General features: G+C 58.4%; 19 protein-coding genes. 8 read left to right on the top strand and 11 right to left on the bottom strand.

The annotated features are described in order from the left end of the window. Positions 1 to 372 precede the first annotated feature (372 nt). The 7 genes from MHM37_RS06760 to MHM37_RS06730 form a co-directional block, all read right to left on the bottom strand. Entirely contained in the window at positions 373 to 798 is a 426-nt protein-coding gene (locus MHM37_RS06760) for a GNAT family N-acetyltransferase (RefSeq protein ID WP_139525465.1), read from the bottom strand. Between the two features lie 3 nt (positions 799 to 801). Beyond that, a complete protein-coding gene (locus tag MHM37_RS06755) occupies positions 802 to 1,977 on the bottom strand; it encodes a cupin domain-containing protein (RefSeq protein ID WP_153842325.1) in 1,176 nt (391 codons plus the stop codon). Between the two features lie 50 nt (positions 1,978 to 2,027). Next, on the bottom strand, positions 2,028 to 3,413 hold the full coding sequence (gene purB / locus MHM37_RS06750; protein WP_139525467.1) for an adenylosuccinate lyase: 1,386 nt from the start codon (positions 3,411 to 3,413) through the stop codon (positions 2,028 to 2,030). Positions 3,414 to 3,468: 55 nt separating this feature from the next. Further along, the gene (gene hflD, locus MHM37_RS06745; protein ID WP_153842326.1) at positions 3,469 to 4,107 is read right to left on the bottom strand and encodes a high frequency lysogenization protein HflD; all 639 of its coding nucleotides are present in this window, start codon (positions 4,105 to 4,107) and stop codon (positions 3,469 to 3,471) included. Continuing rightward, a complete protein-coding gene (mnmA, locus tag MHM37_RS06740) occupies positions 4,104 to 5,261 on the bottom strand; it encodes a tRNA 2-thiouridine(34) synthase MnmA (protein WP_153842327.1) in 1,158 nt (385 codons plus the stop codon). The genes hflD and mnmA overlap by 4 nt, the downstream gene beginning before the upstream one ends. A gap of 73 nt (positions 5,262 to 5,334) precedes the next feature. Then, the gene (locus MHM37_RS06735; RefSeq protein WP_153842328.1) at positions 5,335 to 5,805 is read right to left on the bottom strand and encodes an NUDIX hydrolase; all 471 of its coding nucleotides are present in this window, start codon (positions 5,803 to 5,805) and stop codon (positions 5,335 to 5,337) included. Further along, the gene (locus MHM37_RS06730) at positions 5,802 to 6,473 is read right to left on the bottom strand and encodes a pseudouridine synthase (protein WP_153842329.1); all 672 of its coding nucleotides are present in this window, start codon (positions 6,471 to 6,473) and stop codon (positions 5,802 to 5,804) included. Before MHM37_RS06730 ends, MHM37_RS06735 begins: the two co-directional genes overlap by 4 nt. Before the next feature lie 308 nt (positions 6,474 to 6,781). Here MHM37_RS06730 and MHM37_RS06725 point away from each other — a divergent pair, with 308 nt between their 5' ends. From MHM37_RS06725 to clpA, 3 genes are all read left to right on the top strand, one after another. Continuing rightward, positions 6,782 to 9,016, top strand: a complete 2,235-nt coding sequence (locus MHM37_RS06725; protein WP_139525472.1) for an NADP-dependent isocitrate dehydrogenase — start codon at positions 6,782 to 6,784, stop codon at positions 9,014 to 9,016. 294 nt (positions 9,017 to 9,310) lie between these two features. After that, the gene (gene clpS / locus MHM37_RS06720; RefSeq protein ID WP_044627932.1) at positions 9,311 to 9,619 is read left to right on the top strand and encodes an ATP-dependent Clp protease adapter ClpS; all 309 of its coding nucleotides are present in this window, start codon (positions 9,311 to 9,313) and stop codon (positions 9,617 to 9,619) included. 152 nt (positions 9,620 to 9,771) lie between these two features. Continuing rightward, a complete protein-coding gene (clpA, locus tag MHM37_RS06715) occupies positions 9,772 to 12,048 on the top strand; it encodes an ATP-dependent Clp protease ATP-binding subunit ClpA (protein ID WP_139525473.1) in 2,277 nt (758 codons plus the stop codon). 173 nt (positions 12,049 to 12,221) lie between these two features. Here the strand turns inward: clpA and infA are convergent, their stop codons facing one another. The 3 genes from infA to aat all read right to left on the bottom strand — a co-directional run bounded on the left by infA (position 12,222) and on the right by aat (position 14,090). After that, entirely contained in the window at positions 12,222 to 12,440 is a 219-nt protein-coding gene (infA, locus tag MHM37_RS06710) for a translation initiation factor IF-1 (protein WP_007111068.1), read from the bottom strand. A 137-nt stretch (positions 12,441 to 12,577) separates the two neighbouring features. Continuing rightward, on the bottom strand, positions 12,578 to 13,312 hold the full coding sequence (locus MHM37_RS06705; RefSeq protein ID WP_139525474.1) for an arginyltransferase: 735 nt from the start codon (positions 13,310 to 13,312) through the stop codon (positions 12,578 to 12,580). 28 nt (positions 13,313 to 13,340) lie between these two features. Next, positions 13,341 to 14,090 (bottom strand): leucyl/phenylalanyl-tRNA--protein transferase, encoded by a 750-nt coding sequence (gene aat / locus MHM37_RS06700; RefSeq protein WP_153842330.1) that lies wholly within the window; start codon positions 14,088 to 14,090, stop codon positions 13,341 to 13,343. A gap of 117 nt (positions 14,091 to 14,207) precedes the next feature. Here aat and MHM37_RS06695 point away from each other — a divergent pair, with 117 nt between their 5' ends. Beyond that, a complete protein-coding gene (locus tag MHM37_RS06695) occupies positions 14,208 to 17,480 on the top strand; it encodes a DNA translocase FtsK (protein WP_275437270.1) in 3,273 nt (1,090 codons plus the stop codon). Positions 17,481 to 17,620: 140 nt separating this feature from the next. Then, on the top strand, positions 17,621 to 18,277 hold the full coding sequence (gene lolA, locus MHM37_RS06690) for an outer membrane lipoprotein chaperone LolA (protein WP_139525477.1): 657 nt from the start codon (positions 17,621 to 17,623) through the stop codon (positions 18,275 to 18,277). A gap of 31 nt (positions 18,278 to 18,308) precedes the next feature. Here lolA and MHM37_RS06685 read toward each other — a convergent pair whose 3' ends face one another. Further along, a complete protein-coding gene (locus MHM37_RS06685; protein WP_239296090.1) occupies positions 18,309 to 19,634 on the bottom strand; it encodes a replication-associated recombination protein A in 1,326 nt (441 codons plus the stop codon). Between the two features lie 234 nt (positions 19,635 to 19,868). On the opposite strand from MHM37_RS06685, the gene MHM37_RS06680 reads away from it, so the two are divergent. From MHM37_RS06680 to trmA, 3 genes are all read left to right on the top strand, one after another. Then, a complete protein-coding gene (locus MHM37_RS06680) occupies positions 19,869 to 20,414 on the top strand; it encodes a hemerythrin domain-containing protein (RefSeq protein ID WP_139525479.1) in 546 nt (181 codons plus the stop codon). Between the two features lie 156 nt (positions 20,415 to 20,570). Beyond that, positions 20,571 to 21,368 (top strand): glutamate racemase, encoded by a 798-nt coding sequence (murI, locus tag MHM37_RS06675; RefSeq protein WP_239296088.1) that lies wholly within the window; start codon positions 20,571 to 20,573, stop codon positions 21,366 to 21,368. A gap of 57 nt (positions 21,369 to 21,425) precedes the next feature. Then, the gene (gene trmA, locus MHM37_RS06670) at positions 21,426 to 22,535 is read left to right on the top strand and encodes a tRNA (uridine(54)-C5)-methyltransferase TrmA (protein ID WP_239296086.1); all 1,110 of its coding nucleotides are present in this window, start codon (positions 21,426 to 21,428) and stop codon (positions 22,533 to 22,535) included. Positions 22,536 to 22,611 lie beyond the last annotated feature (76 nt).

Here is a 22,611-nt window from a genome sequence, read left to right as displayed (position 1 = left end):
CCTCCAGAGTTATCGTCGTTCGCACGTTAGCTTGTTCTTATGCTGCACCTGCGAGATAGATTCCAGCATTATTCAAATTCGCGGCGCTGTCTCTACACCCATCGTCTCTTAATAAAACGTCGCGGTGTGGCGCTTTGCGTTTCACAGCGTCGGTGTCTCCGAAGAGGAGAGTCCTTAACGCTGCAGTGCAATAACTATCGACTAGGCAAGGAGATCCAACAATTGTCACTTGGGGGCACGCGGCGTTGTAGTCCGACGACAGCGACTACGCCAAACGCCCTGTTTGTGTAGTCGTTTTTCGTCATGGCTTTGACTAGGAACACAAAAAAAGCGCCACACGGGGTGGCGCTTGGCGACATTGGCGCTGAATCACTACAAAAACAGCGTCATCTCACGATGGGGAATGCCTGCATCCATAAACACGTCGCCGTGGGCAACGAACCCTAGCTGCTCGTAAAAAGCGAGAGCATGTAGCTGGGCGCTGAGCACCGCCCGGGCGTGCCCGGCATCGCGTGCCGCTTGGATGGCGGCCTCCATGAGTTGATAGCCAATGCCCAGCCCCCGGGCATGTTCGAGCACTGCCACTCGGCCAATGTGGCCATCGGGAAGAAGGCGGGCCGTGCCGACCGGCTCGCCTTTGAGCATGGCCAGAAAATGCAGGCACTGCGAATCGAGGCCATCCCACTCTTCCTCTTGAGGTACCTGCTGTTCATCGATGAAGACGACTCGGCGGATCCGCGAAGCGTGCTCTTCCAGTATTTCCCAGTGGCCGCTTGTCACGGTGGCGTTTTGTTCCAAGCGTTACTCCTCGTCGTCGCCCATGAAGCCCAGGCTGCCGCTATTGATCAGTCGAGTCACCAGAGCGGCGGCGCCCTCGAGTTCCAGCACGTCTGCGTACATCGGTGTAGCGTCGGCAAGGCGTTTGGCGAGGGGTTCTGAGCAGGCGTGCCCGTCGCCATCGACGAACAGCGTGGTGCCAGAGGCATCGCTGCGCCAAGCGAAGCGAGACCCCGGCATATGGAACAAAGGTTCGCCGTCTTGTAGTTGAGCAACAAGGTCGGCTTCGCTCATCGACTCTTCGAGAGGCACGACTTGATCGATATATTTGGGCTGGGTCATCACGCGGCCAAACCACTGGGCCACTTGCTCAGGGTTATCCAGCGCGCTCAGCATGAACTGACGCATGCGTTCGACGGCGGCATCGTCCAGCTCGCCTACCTCCTCGGCAGGGGCCATGCCCGCATCGCTATAACGCTGGGAGTCCGACATTTGTTCGCCGACATAATCGGCATACGAGGTGATGGCTTCGTCGGCCGAGGGCGCGCGAAAACCCACCGAAATGGTCATACAGTCATCGCTTTGGCTGACGCCGTGGTGTGCCCAGCCTGGCGGCAAATACAACATGTCGCCGGGTGCCAGGGTCCAGTCGGAGTCTGCTTCGATCTCGAACGACTCGAGGATGCGCAGATCGATCCCTTGGATGATCGGCGCATTGTCGAGCTGCTTGCCACCCAACTGCCAGCGGCGGTGGCCGCTAGCCTGCAGGAGGAAGACGTCGTACTGGTCGATGTGTGGCCCAACGCTGCCACCGGGAGGGGCGTAGCTGACCATGATGTCGTCCAGCCGCCAGCGAGGTAGGAAGTCGAACTCGTCCATCAGCGCCGCAATGGAGGGCACGTAGTGGTCGACCGCTTGTACCAGCAGGCTCCAGTGACCTTCGGGCAGCCGCTCGAAAGTGGCGTCGTCGAACGGCCCGTGCGAGACCTGCCAGGGGCCGTCGGGGCCATTCTCTTCGACCAGCCGCGCTTCGACGCCCGGTTCGCAGGCAAGGCCTGCCAGTTCGTCGGGATCGATGGGGCTGACGAAATCGGGGATAGCGCCACGAATCAGCAGTGGCTTCTGCTGCCAGTAATTGGCCAAGAAGTCTGCGGGCGTTAAATCGCCCAACAGGGTGAGTGGCTTATCGTGATGACTCATGGCGTTATCCTAGTTCAAGTGAGCACTACGTCAGTGCCGCAGAGCGTCGTTTAGAGTGCAGCAAGCCGCTGATTGAGGGCTTCGGCCTGGGCCTTCGCATTACCAATATAGCTGGCAGGCGAGAGATCCTTCAGCTCCTTTTTGACCGTCTCAGGTAGCTCGAGTGTGTCAATGAAGGCAGCAAAGCCTGCCTGATCGATCCGCTTGCCGCGGGTCAGTTCTTTGAGCTTCTCGTAGGGTTTTTCAATGCCGTAGCGACGCATCACGGTCTGGATAGGTTCGGCCAGCACTTCCCAGCTGTTGTCCAGGTCTTCTGCAAGACGCTCAGGGTTGGCTTCCAGTTTGCTGATGCCTTTCAGGCTGGCGTGGTAGCCAATCAGGCCGTAGGCCAGACCAACGCCAAGGTTGCGCAGCACGGTGGAGTCGGTCAGGTCGCGCTGCCAGCGCGAAATCGGCAGCTTCTGTGCCAGGTGGCTCATCACTGCATTGGCCAACCCCAAGTTACCCTCTGAGTTTTCGAAGTCGATCGGATTGACCTTGTGCGGCATAGTCGACGAGCCAATTTCGCCTTCTACGGTACGCTGCTTGAAATAGCCCAGCGAGATATAGCCCCAGACATCGCGATCGAAATCGATCAAAATCGTGTGAAAGCGGCAGATCGCATCGAACAGCTCGGCAATGTAGTCGTGGGGTTCGATCTGTGTGGTGTAGGGGTTGAAGCTCAACCCTAAACCTTCGACGAAGGTGCGCGCGTTGGCTTCCCAGTCGATGTCCGGGTAGGTGGTCAGGTGGGCGTTGTAGTTGCCCACCGCGCCGTTGATTTTGCCCAGAATCTCGACACTTTCGATCTGCTTGAGCTGTCGCTTGAGGCGATACGCCACGTTGGCCATCTCTTTGCCCAGCGTGGTGGGGCTAGCGGTTTGGCCGTGGGTGCGCGACAACATCGGCTGACCGGCATGGGCAATCGCCAGCTTGGCAACTTCATCGGCGACTTGATGCATGGTCGGCAGCAAGGCTTTAAGGCCGTCTGCCAGCATCACGCCATAGGAAAGGTTGTTGATGTCCTCAGAGGTGCAGGCGAAGTGGATGAACTCGGTGACCGCGTTCAACTCTGCTTGTCCTGCGATCTTTTCTTTCAAGAAGTACTCGACCGCTTTGACGTCATGGTTGGTGGTGCGCTCGATCTCTTTGATGCGCTCGGCGTCGTCCACGGAAAAGTCGCGAATCAACTGCTCTAGAAAAGCGGTGGCTTCTGCGGAGAGCGGGGGCACTTCCACGATTTGGCCGTGGTCAGCCAAGCGTTGCAGCCAGCGCACTTCCACAATGACCCGCGCGCGTATCAGGCCGAATTCGCTGAAGTGTTCACGTAGCGCGGCGGCTTTGGCGCCGTAGCGGCCGTCGACGGGGGAGAGGGCGGTCAGAGCAGAGAGTTGCATGGCTTGGTTTCCAGAGTAGTCAAAGTCAGGGATCGAAAGTGAGGTGGCGCAGAGGCTAGCCGAGGTCATCCAGTGCTCGGCGCATTGCCTTGCGCTGGAAAACCAGTTTCCAGCGGCGCCCACCCTGCTGATGCCATAGCAGGGCGAAGCGGATGCCGGCCATCAGGCAAGCGCGCACCCGCTCCGGCATCATACGGGTTTGCAGTAACGAGGGGTCGCCCTGCACCACGATGCGTGTTTTAAACGTCGAGATAGTCTCTTGGTAAGCTTCACCGAGGCTGGCGATGACGTTTTCGTGGGTCGTGCCAAAGTGCTCCGCTTGTCCTTGGATATGAGCGAGTTTCTGGCCTAGCAGGTCCATCATCTGGCGGTCGGTGCGCAGCTTGTTCATCAACAAAAGCAGCGAGAAACCGTAGCGAAGCACGACCGGGTTAGCTTGCTTGCGCCCCACCAGTGCTTCCAGCGTTTCTAGACCGCGGCGCAGATTATTGGGATGGCCGCCGTAAATCGCCTCGAAGCTTTCGGGATTCGTGTCGACCGTCGCGTTGATCAGCGTTTCCCAGGCGCGGGTATCGACCTGCCCGGTACGTGCCAGCTCGTCGACCAGACTGGCGGCTTGGAATACGCCCGCCAGCGCAAGGGCCTGGCGGGCAGCGGGGGAGTCGGGCGCGCGGTGTATCGGGGTGGCGCTCATGCGGCGGCCTCCGCCATTTTCCAGGTGGCGCGGATGACGCCGCCGCCCAGACAGATATCGTTATCGTAAAGCACTAGCGACTGGCCGGGCGTGACCGCCCACTGTGGATCGTCGAACACGACCTCGACACTGCCGTCCGGCTGGGCAATGATCTCGCAGGGACAGTCACTTTGGCGGTAGCGCGTCTTGGCGGTAAAGCGGCCCCGCTGCACGGGAGGATGACCCGCGACCCAATCCATGGGCTCGGTGGCCAGCGCATCGGTGTACAGCAGCGGATGATACTTGCCCTGAACCACGATCAGTACGTTGCGATCGAGATCCTTAGCCGCCACGTACCAGGGCTCTTCGGAGTAGTTGGCCAAGCCGCCGATTCCCAGTCCCTGACGCTGGCCTAAGGTGTAATACATCAAGCCCATGTGCTGGCCGATCTCATCGCCTTCGGGGGTCTCGATGGTCCCGGGCTGGGCGGGCAGGTACTGTTGCAGAAAGTCGCGGAAACGACGTTCACCGATGAAGCAAATGCCGGTAGAGTCTTTCTTCTTGGCGGTGATCAGATCGTGCTGCTCCGCCAGCGCGCGCACCTCGGGTTTCTCCAGCTCGCCCACCGGGAACAGGGTGCGGGCGATGGCCGCTTCCGGCACGGCGTGCAGGAAGTAGCTTTGGTCTTTATTGCCATCCAGGCCTTTCAGCAGGCGCGGGTGGCCGTCGCGAATGCCTTGCCGCACATAGTGGCCGGTAGCGATTTTATCGGCACCTAGCATCTCGGCATACTCTAGAAAGACTTTGAACTTGATCTCGCGGTTGCAGAGGATGTCAGGGTTCGGCGTACGGCCCGCTTTGTACTCCGCTAAGAAGTGCTCGAAAACGTTGTCCCAGTATTCGGCGGCGAAGTTGGCAGTATGCAGTTTGATGCCCAGTTTAGCGCACACGGCTTCTGCATCCGCTAGGTCTTCTTTGGCCGTGCAGTATTCGGTGCCGTCGTCCTCGTCCCAGTTCTTCATAAACAAGCCTTCGACATCGTAACCCTGCTGGAGCAGAAGGAGTGCCGAAACGGAGGAGTCGACGCCGCCAGACATGCCGACGATCACCTTGCCGGTGGCCGCAGTGCGGATGTCCGCCGTGTCCTGGGTGGCTGAGCCATGGGTGGATGTCATGAGCATCCTCGATTGAAGTGGTGTGCAATTGGGCGGCGATTATACACGATGGGGGCTCGATGCTTCGAGTGCTTCACTCCTTGATCACACCAAGCGGGTAAAGGCGGCCGCCCAGCGCATCGTCGATGCGTTGAAGAACCAGCGGGCTGCGCAACCGTCGGTCGCCGTCCAACATGGCAATCTCCTCTCGGGTCAGCCAGTGAGTCGCGACGATGGCCGGGTCGATAGCAGAGCTAACGTACTGGCTGGGCGTGGCAACGAAACCGTGACTATGGAAGGTCGTACCGGCAGGCGTATGAAATACGTACAGCCCCAGATAGCCGGTCAAAGCGATCTGCCAAGCGGTCTCTTCCATGACTTCACGGTGAACGGCTGCCATCGGCCCTTCCCCGTGCTCGACGTGTCCGGCAGGCTGATTGAACAGCGTGTGTGGGCCACCTTTATTCTCTTCCACCATTAGAAAACGCCCCTGCTGCTCGATCACACAGGCAACGGTGCTGTGAATGATGGGGCGGGCAACGTCCGTTTGGACAACGCCGCTCATTTGCGTCTTCCTCTTGGTTTTGCACTGCTTTTCGAGCCGCGTTTGGCGCCCCTTTCAGCGTCCTTGTAGGTGTTGAGTGGTTTGTGTTGTCCGCTGCGCGGCTTGGTCGCTTGGGTCGTCCGTGGCGCGTGTAGCGTCTCTTTGCGCCACTGGCCGGGTGCGAGATCGCCCAGTTGCCAGGGGCCAATCGCGGCACGTATCAGGCGCAGAGTGGGAAAGCCAACGTGGGCGGTCATGCGGCGCACTTGGCGATTGCGCCCCTCGCTAATGGTGAGTTCCAACCAGCTGGTCACGGGATGGCGTTTGGGATCGATGGCCGGGGCGCGCTCAGCCACGTCAGGGGGCGACATACGCCGAGCTTTGGCGGGCAAAGTGGGCCCATCTTTCAAGGTAACGCCGGATACGAGTGCGCGAATGGCCTCGTCGGTAATGTGACCTTCGAGCTGCACCCAGTAGGTTTTTGGCTGTTTGTGACGGGGGTGGGCGATACGGTGGATCAGGTTGCCATCATCACTCAGCAAGAGCAGTCCTTCCGAGTCGTAATCGAGGCGTCCGGCCGCATAAACACCCGGCGCATCGAGCACGTCGGCCAGCGTAGAGCGGCCTTGGCTGTCGGTGAACTGGGAGAGCATGCGGTAGGGTTTGTGCAGTAGATATAGGGTGCTCATCGTCTCTCGAACTGTCTTGCAGACTGTAGGCAGAGGATTTGTCGACAATCGCTCATGCGGTTAAAGTGCAGCGCTGGTATAATCTGGCCCGGCTGTTGGAGTTTGAAAGGGCCGAAAGCAGAACGGTGCTTGCCGCGCCGTCGCCGTTACCGCAGTAACCACCGAGTGACCAGTAGTACCACCGACTGACTAAAGGGGCAGCGCATACAGGATGCTCCACACGCTTCGCGGCATGGCCAATCGTTGTAATGGGCCGCGTAGCTCAGGATTTTATAATCACAGCGACCAAAAAAGAGGTTAACGCAAAAATGTCTAAAACGCCGAAGATCATTTATACGCTCACCGATGAAGCTCCTGCGCTCGCTACCTACTCTCTGTTACCCATCATTGATGCTTTTACCGACTCTGCCGGTGTCGAAGTAGAGACCCGCGACATTTCGCTGGCTGCCCGTGTGCTGGCACAGTTTCCCGACATTCTGAACGACGAGCAGCGCGTCAGCGACGACTTGGCTGAGCTGGGTCAGCTGGCGAAGACGCCGGAAGCCAATATCATCAAGCTGCCTAACATCAGCGCCTCTGGCCCCCAGCTCAAAGCGACCATCAAAGAGTTACAGAGTCAGGGTTATCCGCTGCCGGCGTATCCGGAAGAGCCTAAGAACGATGAAGAGGCCTCCATCAAAGCGCGCTATGACAAAGCCAAAGGCAGTGCGGTAAACCCGGTGCTGCGTGAGGGTAATTCTGACCGTCGTGCGCCGAAATCGGTCAAGAACTACGCGCGTAAATACCCGCACCGTATGGGCGAGTGGAGCGCTGACTCCAAGTCTCATGTCGCGCACATGAGCGAAGGCGATTTCTACGGCAGCGAGCAGTCAGCGGTCATGGAAAAAGCGGGCACGCTGAAGATCGCGCTGCAGCAAGCCGATGGCACCCAGGTAGTGCTAAAAGAGGGGCTTGCGGTACAGGCGGGTGAAGTGATCGATGCGGCGTGCATGAGCAGCCGTCGTCTGCGTAGCTTCATCGACAGCCAGATCAACGATGCTAAAGAGAGCGGCGTGCTGTTTTCGCTGCACCTGAAAGCTACCATGATGAAGGTCTCCGACCCGATCATGTTCGGCATCGTAGTTGAAGAGTTCTACAAAGAGGTGCTGGAGAAGCACGCTGACGCACTGAAGAGCGCGGGCTTCAACGCCAACAGCGGTATCGGCGACCTGTACAGCGCCATCGAGAAGCTGCCCAGCGACCAGCAAGACGCCATCAAAGGCGATGTCGAGGCGCTGTATCAAACACGCCCGGCCATGGCGATGGTGAATTCCCACAAAGGCATCACCAACCTCCACGTGCCCAGCGACGTGATCATCGACGCCTCCATGCCGGCGATGATTCGTGATTCCGGCAAGATGTGGAATGCCAACGATGAGTTGCAGGATGCCAAAGCGGTCATCCCGGATCGTTGCTACGCCACCATCTATCAAGCCGTCATCGAAGACTGCAAGCAGAACGGTGCGTTCGATCCGACCACGATGGGTAGCGTTCCTAACGTGGGCCTCATGGCGCAGAAAGCCGAAGAGTACGGCTCCCATGATAAAACCTTCCAAATGCCCGCCGACGGTACCGTCGTGGTGACCGACGACTCGGGCGAAACGCTATTCAGCCACACGGTAGAAGCGGGCGACATTTGGCGGATGTGCCAAACCAAAGATGCGCCGATTCAAGACTGGGTGAAGCTGGCGGTCACTCGTGCCCGCGACAGCGGTGCTCCAGCGCTGTTCTGGCTCGACGCCAACCGTGCCCATGACGCCCAACTGATCAAGAAGGTCGAAACGTACCTGAAAGACCACGACACGTCCGGCCTGGATATCCGTATACTAGCGCCCGTCGACGCGATGAAACTCTCCCTGGAACGCATTCGCAAGGGTGAAGACACCATCTCCGTCACCGGTAACGTGCTGCGCGACTATCTCACCGACCTGTTCCCGATCATGGAGCTCGGCACTAGCGCCAAGATGCTTTCCATCGTGCCGCTGATGAACGGCGGTGGTCTGTTCGAAACCGGCGCTGGCGGCTCGGCACCGAAGCACGTTCAGCAGTTCCTGGAAGAGAACCATCTGCGCTGGGATTCGCTGGGTGAGTTCCTGGCGCTGGCAGCGTCGCTCGAACACCTAGGCAGCACCTTCGGTAATGCCCGCGCGACGCTGTTGGCAAAAGCGCTGGATGAAGCCAATGGCAAATTCCTCGACAGCAACAAGTCGCCATCGCGTAAAGTCGGCGAGCTGGATAACCGTGGCAGCCACTTTTACCTGGCCCTCTACTGGGCAGAAGCATTGGCAGCTCAGGATCAGGATGGCGATATGAAAACGCTGTTCGCCCGTTTGGCCGAAGCGCTCAAAGCCAACGAAGCCGCGATCGTTGACGAACTCAATAGCGTTCAAGGTCAGCCGGTCGATATTCAAGGCTACTTCCACCCGAACGGTGAACTGGCCAGCCAAGCCATGCGTCCAAGCAAGACGCTAAACGACGCCCTGGCAATGGTTGCCAAAGGCTAAATCGCCTGGTGACAGTCGCACCCTGTGTGCGGCTCGCCCCCTGCCTGCTTAGCAGGCAGGGGTTTTTTGTTTTGCCCAGTGTGATAATTTCGAGTTTTTCGTGAACCCTTGTTGATGGCGTGCGTCTTATACAGCAGATTATAGTGTGTACAACCGAGGCTGCTCTCAGCATCCTCCCTAGAACTGCTTGTCAGACACCGTCCGTCAGCCTAGAGATGATCCTTGCAGCTTATGCGTATTACAGAAAGCCCAATCGTGGTAGCGACGCTACAGGCAGGCATGACGCGTCCAGGCATGCCCGAGCACGATGATGACTTAGCGGTGCAGTCGGCCGAGCCCGCGCTGGCACAGCCGCCTTTATATAAAGTGGTGTTGCACAACGACGACTATACCCCCATGGAGTTTGTCGTCGAAGTGCTGCAGGGTTTTTTCAATATGGATAGCGAAAAAGCCGTACAGGTCATGCTGGCCGTACACACTCAGGGAAAAGCCACGTGCGGCATTTTTACCCGGGATATTGCTGAAACAAAGAGCTATCAAGTGAATGAGTACGCCCGTGAGTGCGAGCACCCATTAATGAGCGATATCGAAGCGGCCGATTGACCCCGTTGACGTAACCTGCGTTGAAAAAAGTAGCGCAGGGGCTTGCAACCATGCCATTTGTACCCGATGTTGAAAGTGCCGGTCGATTAAACTGATCCGACGCAAGCCCTAGGTGGCGATATGCCCTAGGTAGTAGCGAAAAGGGGACTGCCATGCTGAGCAAAGAACTTGAACTGACCCTGAACACGGCCTTCACCGTGGCTCGCTCGAAGCGCCACGAGTTTATGACCGTCGAGCATCTGCTTCTGGCGCTGCTAGACAATGCTTCTGCGGTGGATGTGCTGAAGGCGTGCGGGGCAAACCTCGACAAGCTGCGGTCCGATCTGCAGGATTTCATCAATTCGACCACACCGCTGATCCCCGAGGGGCAGGGTGACCGTGAAACACAGCCAACGCTGGGCTTCCAACGCGTGCTTCAGCGTGCGGTATTCCATGTTCAATCGTCTGGCAAGAGTGAAGTAACAGGCGCTAACGTGCTAGTAGCGATCTTCTCTGAGCAAGAGAGTCAGGCAGTCTATTTCTTGAAGCAACAGAGCGTGGCACGGGTCGATGCAGTAAATTACATTGCTCACGGCATCTCGAAAGTGTCTGGTCATGGCCCTTCACCCTCTCCCTCTTCTCAAGAGAACGACGATGCAGAAGAGGGCAGTGCCGAAGGTGCCGCTCACCCGCTGACGGGCTATGCCACCAACCTGAACGAGCAGGCGCGCCAGGGTAAAATCGACCCGCTAATTGGTCGTGATCACGAGCTCGAGCGTGTCGTGCAAATCCTGGCCCGTCGTCGTAAGAACAACCCCCTGCTGGTGGGTGAGGCGGGCGTGGGCAAAACCGCCATTGCTGAAGGCCTGGCCAAACGCATCGTCGAAGAAGACGTGCCCGAAGTGATCGCCGATGCGGTGGTCTACTCATTGGACATGGGCGCACTATTGGCAGGCACCAAATACCGTGGCGATTTCGAAAAGCGCCTCAAGAGCTTGCTGAGCGAGCTGCGCAAACAGCCCAATGCCATCTTGTTCATCGATGAGATTCACACGGTCATTGGCGCGGGCGCTGCCTCGGGCGGCGTAATGGACGCCTCCAATCTGTTGAAACCGCTGCTCTCTTCAGGTGAGCTGCGCTGCATTGGTTCGACCACGTTCCAGGAGTTCCGCGGAATTTTCGAGAAAGACCGCGCCTTGGCACGCCGCTTCCAAAAGGTCGACGTGCTGGCACCGTCCGTTGAGGACACCATCAAGATTCTCAAAGGGCTGCGTTCGCGCTTCGAAGAGCACCACGAACTGAAATACACCGACGGTGCGTTGGAAAGTGCGGCCCGATTGGCGGATCGCTACATCAACGATCGATTCCTGCCCGATAAAGCGATCGACGTGATCGACGAAGCGGGTGCGCATCAGCGGATGCTACCCCCTGAGGTACGCGCTACGACGATCGACGTGGAGCAGGTGGAAGCCGTGGTGGCCTCCATTGCGCGCATTCCGCCGAAGAGCGTCTCGAGTTCGGATCGTAAACAGCTCGAGAAGTTGGACCGCGACCTGAAAATGTTGGTGTTTGGTCAAGACGAAGCGATCGATTCACTGTCGGCGGCCATCAAGCTCTCCCGTGCGGGCCTGAAATCTCCCGATAAGCCCGTGGGCAGTTTCCTGTTCGCAGGCCCGACTGGGGTCGGTAAAACGGAAGTAGCCAAGCAACTGGCGCATATCATGGGCATCGAGCTGGTGCGTTTCGATATGTCGGAGTACATGGAGCGTCACACCGTGTCGCGTTTGATCGGTGCGCCTCCAGGCTATGTGGGGTATGACCAGGGTGGGCTACTGACCGAGGCCGTCACCAAACAGCCGCACTGCGTGCTGCTTCTCGACGAAATCGAAAAAGCGCATCCAGAAGTCTTCAATCTGCTATTGCAGGTCATGGATCACGGTCGTTTGACGGACAACAACGGCCGCGAGGCAGACTTCCGCCATGTGATTTTGATCATGACCTCGAACGCTGGGGCGGAGCAGGCGTCGCGTCGCTCTATCGGTTTCCAGAGCCAGGATCACTCGACAGATGCGATGGAAGTGATTCGTCGGACCTTCTCGCCGGAATTCCGTAACCGCCTGGACGGCATCATTCAATTCCATGCGCTGCCCACGACGGTAGTGCGCAACGTGGTCGACAAGTTCCTGATCGAGCTTCAAGCGCAACTAGACGAGAAGCGCGTGCAGCTGGATGTAGATGACGTCGCCCGGGATTGGCTAGCAGAGAAAGGCTACGACCCGGATATGGGGGCAAGGCCGATGGCTCGCTTGATCCAAGAGAAGCTCAAGAAACCACTAGCAGAGATGATTCTGTTTGGAGAGCTGGCCGAGCACGGTGGTATCGTACATGTTAGCCTGGAGGAGGGAGAGCTTCATCTTTCGACAGAGTCGGAAATGGCAGATGCGCCCTGAAAAGGGCGCTAAGATGACCGACAAGCAGTAATGCATACTCGCTAGCACGCACAGCGCCCTGTCTTCGACGGGGCGTTGTCGTTTCCAGGGAGCGGCGCCGTCTTTACGCGGTGCTACTAATAGCCGTGGGACGCGATCTGTGAGCAGACGTTGCTTGAGGGCACACTCAAGGCTTAGCGCGAGCGATAAACGATACGGCCTTTGGACAGGTCGTAGGGCGTTAGTTCTACCTTGACCTTGTCGCCAGTCAGAATGCGGATGTAGTTTTTACGCATTTTGCCAGAGATGTGAGCGGTCACGACATGGCCGTTTTCAAGCTCAACCCGGAACATGGTATTGGGAAGGGTGTCAACGATCACGCCTTCCATTTCAATATGATCTTCGCGTGCCATATAGGCAGATCCTCACTTTTAGATATCGTGGATAGTCGAATGAGTGTTTCCGACGGCGTTGGCACAGACCTGCACGCCTAAGAAACAGCGCTATATTGTGCCGTAAGCCTGCCGTCAAGGCAAAAAAGCTGCTCAGATTAGCGAATTAAGGGGCGCCAGTGGCGACCATCGAGCAGCTCGATAGGCGAAAACGCCTGCTTGTATCGCATTTTTCGGCACTCCTCGATCCAGTAGCCAAGGTAAAGGTGGGGAAGCCGTTTCTCTTGGCAAAGCTCGATTAGCTTTAAAATGGCAAACGTGCCCAAGGATCGTTTCTCTAACGCATCATCCACTTTGAAAAACGTATAGATGGCCGATAGTCCATGTTCGAGCTGGTCGAACGCTGCCACGGCCACCAGTTCGTCGTCGAGATACATTTCCAGCAAATGGGCGTAAGGTTCTTCCAGCGTCAAAAAGGTGCGATATTGGTCGCGGCTGGGTGGGAACATATCGCCGTCAGCGTGTCGCTGTCGAATGTAGTCAGCGTAGAGCGCGTAGTGCGAAGCATCGAAGCGCGCTGGGATGACACGCGTTTCGATATCGGCATTGCGCCGCCAGACTTTTCGCTGGGTGCGGTTGGCGCTAAAGTGATCCACCGGAATCCGCACCGATCGACAAGCGTTGCATCCCTCGCAGTGGGGGCGGTATAAGTGGCGCCCGCTGCGTCGGAAACCCAGCAGCGACAGTGAGTCGTACACCCCTGGCACGGGTGACTCCTGGGGGTCAAGAAACAGCGTAGTAGCCTCTTTGCCTGGCAAGTAGCTGCAGGCATGAGGAACGGTTAGGAAGAAGCGCAAATCCCGCACGGGGCGGCGAGGAGCGTTACTACTCACGGCTTGCCTCCTTGATCATGAACGGCGGTCACTGTGCTGTTGCGTTTGAAGCAATGGCTGCAAGCCACGGAGATTCTGGCACCTGGGGCGCTTGAGTCTCAGTGCTGGATAAGCAAAACGCCTTTTCTGGCAGCCACTTCTCAAGATAGTTGATGAACGTTCGCCGGGCGACCGTTGTTGCGCCGAGGCTGGCCAGATGCGGTGTATGCACCTGGCAGTCGATGAGCTTGCCGCCGTAAGTGTGCATGGCGCTTGCCAAGTGGGCGAGGGCAATTTTAGAGGCGTCTGGCTGGCGTGAAAACATCGACTCGCCGAAAAATACCGGCCCCATCGCCAAGCCATAGAGTCCGCCTACCAGCTGGCCCCCATGGTGGACCTCGACACTGTGGGCAATGCCCAATGCATGCAGCCTCTGGTAAGCGTCGCGCATGGAAGGATTGATCCAGGTGCCCAGCTCGTCTTTACGTGGCGCAGCGCACGCTTCGATTACCTGGGCAAAGTGTTGATTCAGCGTCACGCTAAAGCCACCATGTCGCAGCCGTTTAGCAAGGCTGCGGCGTCGTTTAAACTGTTCAGGCAGCAGTATCATGCGTGGATCTGGGCTCCACCATAAAATGGGGTCATCGTCGCTATACCAAGGAAATATCCCTTTTCGGTAAGCGTCTACCAGCCAGGCTGGTGTAAGCTCTCCACCGGCAGCCAACAGGCCGTTAGGGTTCTCCAACGCCTGTTCGGTAGAAGGAAAAGTGGGGTGTGGCGATGAGAGCCAAGGTAGCATCGCTTGCTCCTGTTGCTAGTGGCGTCCGTCGAAGCGCTGTGACGGCGGAAGGATGCTCGGTATGATGCAAACTCGCAAGTGGATTAAAGACACCGTGTGGTGTAAAGGGAGAATCGCTTGAAAGTAAATAAGGCGGTAGACAAGCGAACGCAGCGGCAGTCGCGTCAGTCACCATCGAGTTCTCAATCATCGGCGCGGGTCAATGCCGCGAAGGATAAGGCGCGCCGCGTTGGTCTGCGCTTGCAAGGCTCTGCCCGTGAAGGGGTGGTGGTCGTCATGCTGGCGCTCTGCGTCTTCTTGCTGTTGGCCCTGTTTAGTTACCATCCTGCCGACCCAGGCTGGTCGTACCAAGGCCCCGAAACCGAGGTTCGCAACTGGATGGGGCCCGTGGGTGCTTGGCTGGCCGATGTGCTCTATTCACTGCTGGGTGCAAGTGCCCTATGGTGGCCGGGTATGTTTGGTTACGCCGCCTGGTGGCTGATGCGCTCTCGCCAGGTACGCTTCGAGCTAGACCCAGTGGCCATCGCCGTACGTGCGGGCGGGCTAGTGCTGCTGATGTTCGGCACGACCATGTTGGGGGCACTGCACTTTTACCATCCCGATAGCATTTTGCCCTATGCCTCTGGCGGTATATTGGGAGAGGGGCTGGTGGGCACCTTAAAACCGCTCGTCAGTAGTGGCGGAGTAGGGTTGATCGCTGCAGCGCTCATTCTCATTGGTTTCCCGCTGTTTAGCGGTATGTCTTGGCTGCAAGTGGCCGATGAAGTCGGTCGTAAACTTTGTCGTATCGGCGGTTGGTTTGGCGAGCGCCGTGCCAAGCGGCGTGAAAAGCGTGCCGAACGGGCCGCGGTGCGCGCAGCGGCCAAGGCAGCGTCCAAGAAAGTGAAGCAGCGCTCCTGGGCTGAGCCGAGTGACACGAGTACCGATCCCGTCGATGACGAAGTGGCGACGACCACGCCTCGGGCCAGTGAAGCAATTGAGCCTCCCGTGCGTCCTACCGTCAGTGAGCGCTCACCTGTCGGTCGTCGCGAGCGCCGTGAGCCGAGCTTCTCGGCACCCGCAGAGGATGAGGCGTCGTCGGTCACCGATACGTCGATTCCCTGGGAAGCGGCCGCTGTGCTGAGCGAGCGTCATGCACCGGCCCCTCCCGCGGCTGCCGCATCTCAAGACCCCGAGTTGGAGACATCGCCTTCTCCGAAGATGACGCCAGAGAAAGACGCGCCTGAAGAGCCGATCATGCCGCTCTCCGCTCACGCTCCGGAGGACGTCCAAGAGCCTGCTCCGGAGCCAGAACCTGAGCCGACACCCTCTATTACCGATACAGAGGTACCGCTCGAAGCGCTTGAGACATCCTCGCCAAACGCGCATGCGTTTGCGACCAAGCCCGTGGATGAGCCAGAGCCTGCCGTGCGTCAGGAAGAGAGTGAGTACTCACCTTTGAGCGCTGGCGAAGAGCAAACGAGCGAGGACGTTGCCCCGACCGTGCCGCTACGCGCGTTACGCAATGAGCCAGAAGAGACCTCGGAATCCATTGCGCCCGTTGAGCTGGCTCGCCGTTCAGAGCCAGCACCAGAACCAGAGGCAGCACCCGCCCCCGCTCCTACGACGCTGCGCAGTGACGAAAGCGATCCCGCTTATCGGCCTACGCCCATATCTGCGGAGTCGCGTCGTGAGCGCGTACCCGAGGTGGTGCCCGAGCCGGTGTGGGATGACGATGACGACGAGCAACCGATCAAGCCCGCCATCCAGGCGCCGGCCAGCGCGCGCCATGAACCTACGTTCTCGACCGAGTCGGCCGAAGAAGAGTCAGACAATGGGCCAACGCTCTGGACCGTCGAGCATCTACAGAGCCAGCGTCCGACGTTTGAAACGCTTCCAGAGCCCGAGGGCGAGGTGCCCAGCCTGCAGCTGCTCACACCGCCGGAGCCGCATCAGCCGAACTACACGGATGAGCAGCTAGCCGATATGGCGGAACTCCTGGAAGTCAGGTTACGTGAATACGGTGTAAAAGCTGAAGTGGTCGATACGTGGCCGGGGCCGGTCATTACACGTTTCGAGATTAAGCCTGCTGCCGGGGTGAAGGTTTCCAAAATCAGTAACCTGGCGAAAGACCTTGCTCGTTCGCTGATGGTCAAGAGCGTGCGTGTGGTCGAGGTCATCCCTGGCCGCCCCACGGTGGGTATCGAAATTCCCAACCCGCATCGCGCAATGATTCGTTTGCGTGAAGTGATCGATTCGGACCGCTACCAGCAGGAGAATTCACCGCTGACGATGGCACTTGGCCAAGATATTGGCGGTGGTCCGGTAGTGGCGAATTTGGGCAAAATGCCCCACCTGTTGGTGGCCGGTACGACCGGTTCGGGTAAGTCGGTGGGGGTCAACGCCATGCTGATCTCCATGCTGCTCAAGGCTACACCCGACGAACTCAAGCTGATCATGGTCGATCCCAAGATGCTGGAGCTGTCGGTGTATGACGGCATACCGCATTTGCTGGCGCCTGTCGTCACCGATATGAAGGAAGCGGCCAATAGCTTGCGTTGGTGTGTGGCTGAAATGGAGCGCCGTTACAAGCTGATGGCCGCCATGGGCGTGCGTAACATCGCCGGGTTTAACGCGCGCCTCGATGAAGCCGAACGTGCCGGTGCCCAGGTGGCAGACCCGCTATGGGAGCCCCAGCCCTGGGAAATGCATCAAACGCCTCCAGTGCTGGAAAAGCTGCCCTATATCGTAGTGGTCATCGATGAGTTTGCCGATATGTTCATGATCGTCGGCAAAAAGGTCGAAGAGCTGATCGCGCGGCTGGCGCAGAAAGCGCGGGCTGCCGGTATCCATCTGATTCTGGCTACTCAGCGCCCGTCGGTGGATGTGGTGACCGGCCTGATCAAGGCGAACATTCCGTCACGGATGGCGTTCCAGGTCTCCTCGCGGATCGATTCGCGCACCATTCTCGACCAGGGCGGTGCCGAAAGCCTGTTGGGTCATGGCGATATGCTCTACTTGCCCGCGGGCTCCGGTCCGCCGAATCGTGTCCATGGTGCCTTCGTGGACGACGATGAAGTCCACCGGGTGGTCGATGACTGGAAGCGTCGAGGCGAGCCGGAGTACATCGAAGAGATTCTTTCCGGCGGCGTATCTGCCGATGCGCTAACCGGGCTCGAAGCGGAAGGCGTCGATGGTGACGATGCCGAACAGGACGCGCTCTATGACGAAGCGGTGCAGTTCGTTACTGAAACGCGAAAAGCGTCGATTTCTGCCGTACAGCGGCGCTTCAAGATCGGTTATAACCGTGCCGCACGTCTGGTCGAAGCCATGGAAGGGGCCGGGGTGGTCTCCTCCATGGGTACCAACGGTGCCCGCGAGGTGCTGGCGCCGCCGCCGGTGGGCCATTAACACGTCAACCATGCAATAAGCGTGAAAGTCGCGCCGCCGGTGAAACCCTGCGGCGTGTTTCGCGTCTGAGGGGCATACGGAGCTTTTTACGCTCTTTGCCTCGTCCGCTATTCGGCAATGAATGCCTAGGGAGAAAGAACATGCGCGAACCCTCTAACCGCCGCTCACCGGCATTGGCACTGGCCGCCAGTGCGCTGGGATTGACTTTTGCTGCCCCTATGACTGCCTGGGCCAATGAGGCGGCAGAGCGGCTCACCGAGCGCTTGGATCCGTTGGAAAACTACCACGCCACCTTCGAGCAGCAGATTCTCGATGGCAGCGGTGATCGTTTGCAGAGCGCACGTGGGGAAATGTGGCTGTCGCGGCCCGGCATGCTGCGCTGGGAAGTCGAGGCGCCTTATTCGCAAACCGTGGTCTCCGATGGTGAGGAGGTGTATCTCTACGACCCTGACTTGGAGCAGGTCACGGTACAGGCGATGGATGACCGTGTGACCCATACGCCCGCGCTGTTGTTATCAGGCAGCGCCGATGAATTGACGGCAAGTTACGATGTGTTCTACGAGCAGCAGGATGGCGACGATGTCTTTACCTTGATGCCGACGCTGGCCGATACGCTGTTCGAGGAGCTCAGCATGGTCTTCGACGGCGATACTCTCACCGAGCTCTGGATGATGGACAGTACCGGTCAGCGCACTGCCATCACCTTTAGCGGCATCACTCGCAATGGCACTATCGACCGCGATCTGTTCGATTTCCAGATCCCCGAAGGTACGGACGTGATTCGCGAAGAGATGTAGAGGGTGAATCAGTAGATTACGATCGGGCGCTCTAGGGCGCCCGATCTGCTTCTTGGTCGCGCTCTTCCCGCCACGCCATGATTTCCCCGAACCGTTTCTCCTGGCCAAACGGGCTCGGCTCATAGAAGCGTGTTTTGGGCACGTCTTCTGGCCAGCAGTCGTGGGCGCTGCCTGCTGGATATCCGTTTGGCTCGTTGTGAGCGTAGCGATAGCCTTCACCATGGCCGAGCTGCTCCATGAGCTTGGTTGGTGCGTTACGTAGGTAAGTGGGCACTTCCACCTGAGGCTGCTGCTGAACGAACTGCTGGGCGCTCTTCCAGGCGCGGTCTATACGGTTACTTTTTGGAGCGACAGCCAAATGGATCGCGGCATGGGCAATCGCGCGCTGGCCCTCGTAATCGCCCAATCGCAAATAGGCATCCCAGGCAGCAATCACTAGCGGTAGCGCGCGAGGGTCGGCATTGCCGACGTCCTCCGAAGCGATGGCGGTCAAACGTCTTACTATATCCAGCGGGTCGCCGCCGCCTTGGATGAAGCGCGCCATGTAGAGGAGCGCGGCATCGGGACGAGAGGAGCGAATCGATTTGTGAATCGCCGAAAGCAGGTCGTAATACGCATCGCCCTGTTTATCGAACGCGCTGGTGTGATGACCCACCACGTCCGCCAGTACTGCCTGACGTAACACCTCACGACCACTCTGTTGTTCTGTGAAATCGCAGGCGGTTTCCAGTAGCCCCAAGGCTCGCCGAGCATCGCCGGCACTGGCGTGAGCCAACGCGTCCAATACACCGGTCTCTACCTCGATGGCACGCTTGCCAAGTCCCCGCTCGGTATCGGCAAGCGCTTGCTCCATGACCTCGACCAGCTCTTGCTGGGTCAATGACTTCAGGACATACACGCGTGCTCGGGAGAGCAGGGCCGAGTTGACTTCGAAAGAGGGGTTTTCGGTGGTAGCGCCGATCAGCGTCAAAAGACCAGACTCCACGTGGGGCAGCAGCGCATCCTGCTGGCTCTTGTTCAGGCGGTGGATCTCATCTAAAAAGAGAAGCGTTGGCGCGGTGCGCTGGCGAGCGCGCTCTACGACCGTTCGTATCTCTTTGACGCCAGCCATCACTGCACTCAGGTGCTCGAGCTGCGCGTTGGATGCACGTGCTAGGAGCTCAGCAAGCGTGGTCTTACCAACGCCGGGTGGTCCCCATAAAATCATCGAGCGCACCACGCCTGATTCGGCCATGCGACGTAGAGGTTTGTCAGGCCCGACGAGTGCTTGTTGACCGATATAGTCGTCCAGGGTCAACGGGCGCATAAGATAGGCCAGCGGCGCGTCGTCACCCGGGGTTGCGTCAAAAAGATCCATATAAACTTCCGTTGTAAATCGAGACGTTGAACAACCAACGCTTAACAAGTGTCTGTGGTAAAAGAGGTTACGTCAGGCTACCTTTTGGCATGACCGTAAAGAAGCGCCCATGTTATTGAATATCGCGGAGGCGCAGGACAAGGATTAACGCTAGTGTAGTAGAACCCAGCTCATGATCGCGTGCTGACTGCAGTAGAAAGCAGCCAGCATGACACTCACTAAGGAGACGGCACGATGTTAAACCAACTGCGTCTAGATCATGCCAACATGGCGCGAATGCTCCATGTGCTGCAGCTCAAGCAAAAAACCTTGGCTAGCGGAGAACGGCCTGACTTTCAGCTGATGCGCGAAGTGGTGGACTATATCCTGTCTTACATGGAGGGGTTCGCAACGCCGTTAGAGCGTATTTGTGTCGAGCGGTTGCAGGTGCAGGCCCCTGAACACTTGCCACTCATGGAGCAAATGGCCAGCGATTATCGTGAGCTCAAGCCTCGCTTGATGCGCCTTTCCCATGATATTGACATGATCCTCATGGACAACATCCTGCCAATGGATCGCTTCGCCGACGACCTCAAAGCGTACTTGGAGGCGCATCGCGGCTATCTGCGTCATGAACGTGAGGGGCTTTTCCCGTTGATTGACAAACATTTCACCCCAGATGATCTGGAGGAGCTGCGCCAAGCCCTGCCCGAAGAGGCGGAAAAAGAGCTAGAGCGACTTCAGCTTGCCTATCCAGAGTTATACGCCGAGCTGCGCGGCGCCGACGTACCTGCTCTGTAATCTCAGCATGTGACACCTTCAGTGCCGAACGGGGCGTGTTAAACTAGCGCCCCGTTTTTATGGGCGGCTGAAACGTCACGCTAACGCGTGATAACAAACGTCACCGGCGTTGATCAACGCGGTACTTCAATAGAGCGGATGGGCAGGTGAGGGGTAATGGCAGGGCCAATACTGATTTTCGATTCTGGCGTGGGCGGGCTTTCCGTCGCCCATGCGCTGCGTCAACACTACCCTTCGGCGGCTCTCTGTTACGCTTGCGATAACGCTTGGTTACCCTACGGACTGCGCGACGACGCAACGCTTGCTGCGCGTATCGTGACGGTGTGCCAAGCGGCGGTGCGCGCCTGTCAGGCCAGCGTGCTGGTCGTGGCGTGTAACACCGCGAGCACCCTTGCGCTGGAGAAGCTGCGTCAAGCGCTTTCGATACCGGTCGTGGGCACCGTGCCAGCGATCAAGTCGGCGGCCAAGCTGAGTGCCACGCGTCATATTGGTTTGTTGGCGACGGCGGCCACGGTGAATCGTCCCTACACGCAAGGATTGATCGACAGCTTTGCCAGCGACTGTGTGGTTACCCGGGTCGCTGCGGGTGATTTGGTGACCGCGGCCGAGGCCTGGCTGGGGGGAGCGCCCTTTGACGTGGAACGCATGCGTCAGGTGCTGGCACCGCTATGGCAAGCCACCCAGACCCAACCGGCGTTAGATACCGTGGTGTTAGGCTGCACCCATTTTCCGCTTTTGCAGCCACAGCTAGCATCGCTGGCACCGGTGCCTATCACTTGGGTCGATTCTGGCGATGCCATTGCGCGACGGGTCGGCCAGCTTGCCACCGCGCTCGTTAGCCACACCGTCGATGACCGCTGCTTTACGACTGCCCCTGCGATCGCATTGACCGACGGCTTTGCACGTTACGGTTTTCAGCCAGCGCAACCGCTCGAATTGCCCAACGCCCGCTAGGCTGCCAACGAGCAGCGCATCTTCCAAGACGTTCACCATGAGTAGAGAGGAGCCACCTTGGCGATCCCGACTGTAGACCCAGCACGTTACGATGAGCAGCTGGCCGATAAGCAAGCCTACGTGGCCACCACCTTCGCCGCGTTCGATACGCCTGAACTGGAGGTGTATCCCTCGCCGCCGAGTCACTATCGTCAACGCTGCGAGTTTCGTATCTGGCATGAAGCGGACGATCTGTTCTATGCCATGTTCGAGGTCGACCCAGAGAATCCTAAAAACAAACGGGTGGTACGCCTCGACCAGTTTCCTGTGGCCAGTGCCCAGATCAACGCGTTGATGCCCCAACTGCGAGAGGCGTTTTTAGCTAGCGATGAGCTGCGCCGTCGACTGTTTCAGGTGGAGTTTCTGACCACACTCTCTGGTCAAGCGCTGGTAACGCTGATCTATCACCGCCCGCTGGGTGATGCCTGGGAAGCGGAGGCCCGTGCGCTAGAGCGCGCGCTGGGTATCATGATTATTGGTCGTTCTCGCAAGCAGCGCCTGGTGCTGACCCAAGATCATGTATGGGAGAAGCTCACGGTAGATGGCCGCACGCTGCATTATCAGCAGGTGGAAAACAGTTTTACCCAGCCCAACGCGCATATCTGTCAAACCATGCTGAGCTGGGCCAAAGAGGTCACACAAGGTCGTCAGGACGAGGATTTGGTGGAGCTCTACTGCGGCAACGGTAACTTTACGATTGCCCTGGCCGACAATTTCCGCCGCGTACTGGCCACTGAAATTTCGCGCACCTCGGTAGCCAGCGCCAACGTCAATCTCGATGCCAATGGTGTGACCAATGCTCACGTAGCGCGTATGTCGGCGGAAGAGTTTTCGTTGGCCCTAAAGGGCGAGAAGGCGGGCCGCCGCGTGGCCGACATGGCCCTCGACGAGTACGACTTCACGACCGTGCTGGTCGACCCACCTCGGGCAGGACTTGATGAGCAGAGCTGCCATCAAGTCAGCGAATACGCTCAAATCGTCTATATTTCATGCAACCCGGTCACACTGGCCGAAAATTTAGCGCTGCTGACCAAGACCCATGACATCGAGCGATTCGCCCTATTTGACCAGTTTCCGTTTACCCACCACTGTGAATGTGGCGTGCTGCTGACCCGTCGTCAGCCTTGAGCGCACTCACATGAGACGCGTGGAACTTGTCAATAGTGCTTATGATGCACAAGCGGCATACACCATGAATAACCTG

The organism is Halomonas sp. MMH1-48, from assembly GCF_022348105.1.
In the GTDB taxonomy this organism is placed as follows: Bacteria; Pseudomonadota; Gammaproteobacteria; order Pseudomonadales; family Halomonadaceae; genus Vreelandella; species Vreelandella piezotolerans.
The sequence above is the reverse complement of the archived record's forward strand: the minus strand, read 5'-3'. Positions and strand labels throughout refer to the sequence as shown.